Below are 5,056 nucleotides of genomic sequence, written 5' to 3'. Positions count from 1 at the left end.
AAAACTGTGGGCATTTAAGAATTTAAAGTATTAATTAAAAATACTTTGACGATCGTTTTACCCACAGTTTTTGTCCGGTCACGCCAGTAGGGTGGGCACTGCCCACCACAAGGATTTTATAAGATATATAAGGTTTAGAGTCACGATCGAATCTAATTAATGATAGCTAAATAGATTACTTTAACACCCCATGTTGAGAGAGAATTTGCTCGACTTTTGCTTCTTCAATTTTTGAGGTTAACTTAGTCGATTCATGGAGATCTCGCTGAGTTTTTGCCAGTGTAAAAGTCGAAGATACTGAAAAGCCCAAGCCCATACCCATGAAACCTTTAACCCATAAATCTACGGGTAAGTAAATAATTCCCGTAGTCGTGATGCCAACGGACAATAGAAAAGATGCCCAAGTTTGAAAAATCCAAGCGTTACTATCTTTTTGATAACCGATTTGCTGCATGTTATTCATAATATTAGCCAAGTGAGGGACAACTAAATTGTGTTGCTCGATGAGTCAATCTTAAGCTGAATAAAAATCGATCGAACGATCGAGTGGACAGTTTTTCAACTGGCTCGATCGGCACAGGTCTGCATTCGCTAGCGAGCTTTGTGGTTTACTATTAAGATCGATCCGAACTCCTTACCGACCGAGCCATGACCGATTCACAGTCTCAACCCACCCCCCAGATTGCCACGAGGCAAGCGCCACTAGCACCGCCCGATGGTTGGATGGAAATTGGGTCGATCGTCGGCGCACAGGGCATTAAAGGCGAAGTCAAGGTCTATCCCAACTCCGATTTTCCCGAACGGTTCGAGCGAGCTGGCGAACGGTGGTTGTGGGGCGCGCAAGATCTCCAACCGCGATCGATCCAACTCGAAAAAGGTTATCAAATCCCCGGCAAAGGCTTATACGTGGTGCAGCTAGCCGGAATCGGCGATCGATCTCAAGCCGAAAACTTGCGCGGTCAAATGCTATTATTACCAGCAACCGATCGACCGCAGCTAGCACCGGGAGAGTATCATAGTCAGGATTTGATCGGGATGCCCGTGTTCGATCGGGTGACGGGATTGGCTGTGGGGATCGTTGCCGATATTTTTACCGCCGGACATGAGATTCTGGTAGTCAGCGTCCCCCAAGCGGATGGTAAGGCTGTCGAAGCGATGATTCCATTTGTGGCGGCAATCGTCCCATTAGTAGACATTCCCGCGCGGCGGATTGAAATCTTACCGCCACCAGGATTGTTGGAGTTATATATACCGAACTGGAATGCAGGTTGAGACTTGGGAACAATCCAGCACCAATGACCAACAATCACCAAATATCCCCCAACTGATGCGATCGAGATGGAACAGCTTAATAACGCATTTACCCTCTTTTTGAGCTTACTGGTAGAAGCAATCCCATTTTTGTTGCTAGGAGTCTTATTATCGAGCGTCCTGCTGATTTGTATCGACGAACGCTGGTTGACCGCGCATTTGCCCAAAAATCCCGTGCTAGGAGCATTTGCGGGGAGTTGTATCGGCTTCTTATTTCCCGTGTGCGAGTGTGGCAATGTCCCCGTCGCGCGGCGATTGATAATGCAAGGGGTACCGATGCCAGTGGCGATCGGATTTTTGATCGCAGCACCGACAGTCAATCCGATCGTGATTTGGTCTACTTGGATTGCGTTTCACGATCGACCCGAAATCGTCATTTTACGTGTAGTATTTTCCCTGACGATCGCGACGGTAGTTGGCTGTATTTTTAGTCTCCAAACCGATCTGCAACCAATTTTACAGCCAGCGATGGCGTTAAGTACGCTCCGATCGCAACCCAAAATACCTACTGGCAATAGTCTGCTCGATGGCGGTGACTTTATTTTGGGTACGGCGGGGATGGCACCCAAGCGGATGACTCAAGATTTGATTCAGCCACCCAAACGATCGCTCCAAGCCAATGTGAATTTAGTCCTCGATAATGTCGTCCAAGAACTCCGCGAACTAGGCGGCGTATTAGTCCTCGGTAGTGCCGTCGCCGCCGCCATCCAAACCCTTACCCCCCGCGAACTAATCGTCAGCCTCGGCGAAGGGCCAGTAATTTCGATCGTCGTGATGATGATTCTGGCGGGTTCGATTTCGATTTGTTCGACTGTGGATGCTTTTTTTGCGCTCTCATTTGCCGCTACATTTACTAGCGGTTCGATCCTCGCCTTCTTGGTATTCGGGCCGATGTTCGATCTCAAAAGTATCGGGCTGATGCTCTCAATTTTTACACCCAAAGCCATCTTTTATCTATTTGCGATCGCCACTCAGCTTACATTCCTCCTGACCCTTTTTGTAAACTTCCATGTCAGTTAATCCCCCAACTGCTCGCTCCAGTCTGCGTAAGTCGTGGTTAGAGATTACGGCAGTTACCGCTTGGGGTATTTTGCTGCTCAAATACGCGATCGATGGTACGCTCTACATTCTGATCCATCCCAGCTATTACCCACTAGTCACGATTACAGGCGGCTGCTTACTCGCGATCGGGCTATGGCAGAGCTGGCGACTCTATCGCGGTAAAATTGTCGCACCGCCAGAACTGCACAGTAGTTTACTACCACCAGTTATTACCACCATGTTACTCTTGGGTACCGCGATCGCGGGATTGATTATTACCCCCAAAATATTTACTAGTCAAGCCGCAATTCAGCGCGGAGTGACTGGTGAATCGGTAACAGTCACCCGCAGCCAAACCCAAGCCTTCCGTACCAACGTCCGATCGGAATCCAAAACCTTGGTAGATTGGGTCCGAACGCTCAATAATTATCCCGAACCCGACGCCTATCTGGGTCAAAAAGCCAATATCAACGGCTTTATCTTCTACTCCAAAGAACTCCCACCGAACTACCTGATGCTATCGCGATTCGTGATTACCTGTTGCGCCGCAGATGCCTACCCAGTCTCAATGCTAGTCAAGTTCAACGGTACTCGCGAAACCTATTCCCAAGATAGCTGGCTCCAAGTCAAAGGCACCGCGATCGTCGAAACCTTTGCTGGTAGCCGTCAATTAGTCATCGAAGCTAATGAACTCAAGTCTATCCCCGCGCCGAAGAATCCTTATCAGGAGTAGATGGGAGATGGGAGATGGGAGATAGTAGAGGACAGGAGTTAGTGACTATCGATATTACCTCTTACCTATTACCTCTTACCTCTTACCCCTATTACCTCTCCCATCTCCCATGAACTCTAGCAAACCATCACAACCGATCGATCGCATTGCCATCATTTGGATGGTGGGATTGAGTATGGCGATCGCGATTTTATTGTGGAGTGGCGATCGTACGTTGCCGCAAGTCCGCGACTTCAATTGGCAAAACCGACGGATTGGGGCGGATGACATCGCCTTTACCTTGACTTTCAACCGCCAGATCGATCGACCGACTGTTGCCAAGCAACTCCAAATTACGCCGCCACTGCCGGGGAAAATTAGCTGGGCGGGGTCTAGAATGGCATATACGCTGACTAATCCAGCTCAATATGGCAAGACATATCAAGTCAGTCTCCAAGGGGCTAGAGAGCTAATTGGGAAGACTAGCGGTAAGGAAATCGTGCCATTTAGCGGCGAGTTTCAGACGCCAGATCGAATGTTTGCTTATATTAGCAGCGGCACGACCGATCGCGGTCGGATTGTTATTTACAATTTCCAAACTAAAACCTCCCAAGTTGTCACTCCCGAAAATTTAGTAGTGACAGATTATAAGCTCGATCGCAATAGCCAAAAAATCGTTTTTACCGCTACCGATCCTCAAACTTTGGCAAATGGGCAACCCGCAATTTCCAGTCAGCAAGTCTATAGTATTACGACCGGACTTCCCCCGCGCGACCTCAGTCTCGATGCGTCACCGGAGCTGCTGCGCCAACGGCAAATTGTCACTCCTGGCAAAGCTGAATTAGTCCTCGACAGTCGCGAGTATCAAAATGTCAAATTCGATCTCTCCCCCGATGGTAATAAAGTCGTCGTCCAAAGAGTGAATCGCAAAAAGCCCAGTGACTTTGCCTTGTGGGTCGTCACTCTAGACAAATCTGCCGCTCCGCTCAAACTCAGACAAAGTGGTGATTTTGCCATTACCCCAGATAGTAGCGCCGTCGCCGCCGCCGTCGAACAACAAGGGATTTCGATTTTACCCTTGACACCAACCCCAGGTAATAACCTAGACTTTTCGCCAGAATTTAGCAGTGTTCTGGGCTTCGCTACCGATGGTACTGCTGCGGCAATGGTTAAATACAATAGTGATTATACTAGATCGCTATTTATGGTAAATAATCAAGGTGTCAAACAGAAAATTTTCCAAACCAATGGTTCTATTTGGGATGCTAAATTCTCTCCAGGTAAAGACATTATTTATTGTTTGGCTACCTCGCTCAAAACCCAGGATGAAAATAGTCGAGAAGAACCTTTTTTGACAGCGATCGATGTCAAGACTCAGAAAATCTTACTGATGACCTTATTACCGATTCAACAAGGGATTCAGATGAGTCTGGCTCCCGATGGATTGGCGGTCATGTTCGACCAAATAGAGCGCGGTGACAATACCAATCAGATCGTCCAAGGTAATGGGACTGGCGTGGTGTGGCTCTTACCAATCCCGCCCAATCTCCGCGAAATCGCGACACCATTACCCGCCGATCGATTGCCAATTTCTGGTTGGCATCCGCGCTGGCTATCATGAATTGTCATCCCGATTTCGCGATCGTATATTAATTCAGCAACGCTTTATTTTAGATACTAGCATTACCGATAATTGTTGTGGTGGGCAGTGCCCACCACAACAATTATCAATTCTATTTCCTGACTTTCGCAGGAGGTCTAATGTGTTAGCTGATTCTCATTAATGTGCATTCCCAAACTAAGCGGGGTTGCACGTAGGCGAGTAACTGCGATCGAGTCTGTTCGAGTAATTCGATTGCGGGGGGATGGCGGTATTTTTGCCAATAAATATATTGCAAATAATCAACCAACCATAGTTGCTCGGCTGAGTCGAGATCGCGATCGATCTGCTGCGCCAATTCTAGCCCCTGACGGCGAGTAAGCGGTAACTGG

Annotated in this window: 5 protein-coding genes and 1 pseudogene; 4 read left to right on the top strand and 2 right to left on the bottom strand. The window is 48.0% G+C overall.

Annotated elements, in window-relative coordinates; translation table 11 throughout:
• Positions 1-175: 175 nt before the first annotated feature.
• Positions 176-454, bottom strand: coding sequence for a YiaA/YiaB family inner membrane protein (locus RMO52_RS12750; protein WP_396134966.1), 279 nt, complete (start codon positions 452-454; stop codon positions 176-178).
• A 194-nt stretch (positions 455-648) separates the two neighbouring features.
• Between RMO52_RS12750 and rimM the strand changes: the two genes are divergently transcribed.
• From rimM to RMO52_RS12730, 4 genes are all read left to right on the top strand, one after another.
• On the top strand, positions 649-1,272 hold the full coding sequence (gene rimM / locus RMO52_RS12745; RefSeq protein ID WP_396134965.1) for a ribosome maturation factor RimM: 624 nt from the start codon (positions 649-651) through the stop codon (positions 1,270-1,272).
• Positions 1,273-1,338: 66 nt separating this feature from the next.
• Entirely contained in the window at positions 1,339-2,331 is a 993-nt protein-coding gene (locus tag RMO52_RS12740) for a permease (RefSeq protein WP_310414699.1), read from the top strand.
• Positions 2,321-3,085 (top strand): TIGR03943 family putative permease subunit, encoded by a 765-nt coding sequence (locus RMO52_RS12735; RefSeq protein ID WP_309743141.1) that lies wholly within the window; start codon positions 2,321-2,323, stop codon positions 3,083-3,085. Before RMO52_RS12740 ends, RMO52_RS12735 begins: the two co-directional genes overlap by 11 nt.
• A gap of 109 nt (positions 3,086-3,194) precedes the next feature.
• Complete coding sequence (locus RMO52_RS12730; RefSeq protein ID WP_310414695.1) at positions 3,195-4,685, top strand: Ig-like domain-containing protein; 1,491 nt, start codon at positions 3,195-3,197, stop codon at positions 4,683-4,685.
• Positions 4,686-4,830: 145 nt separating this feature from the next.
• Here the strand turns inward: RMO52_RS12730 and RMO52_RS12725 are convergent.
• Positions 4,831-5,056: pseudogene (locus RMO52_RS12725) on the bottom strand (DNA polymerase III subunit delta'); the annotation flags it as partial.

It is taken from the genome of Chamaesiphon sp. OTE_8_metabat_110 (assembly GCF_031382685.1).
GTDB lineage: Bacteria > Cyanobacteriota > Cyanobacteriia > Cyanobacteriales > Chamaesiphonaceae > Chamaesiphon.
The sequence above is the reverse complement of the archived record's forward strand: the minus strand, read 5'-3'. Positions and strand labels throughout refer to the sequence as shown.

Bases quoted from the DNA above. Each gene is read 5' to 3' on its own strand.
- RMO52_RS12750 (WP_396134966.1), bottom strand. From the start codon at position 454: ATGCAGCAAATCGGTTATCAAAAAGATAGTAACGCTTGGATTTTTCAA.
- rimM (WP_396134965.1), top strand. From the start codon at position 649: ATGACCGATTCACAGTCTCAACCCACCCCCCAGATTGCCACGAGGCAA.
- RMO52_RS12730 (WP_310414695.1), top strand. From the start codon at position 3,195: ATGAACTCTAGCAAACCATCACAACCGATCGATCGCATTGCCATCATT.
- RMO52_RS12740 (WP_310414699.1), top strand. From the start codon at position 1,339: ATGGAACAGCTTAATAACGCATTTACCCTCTTTTTGAGCTTACTGGTA.
- RMO52_RS12735 (WP_309743141.1), top strand. From the start codon at position 2,321: ATGTCAGTTAATCCCCCAACTGCTCGCTCCAGTCTGCGTAAGTCGTGG.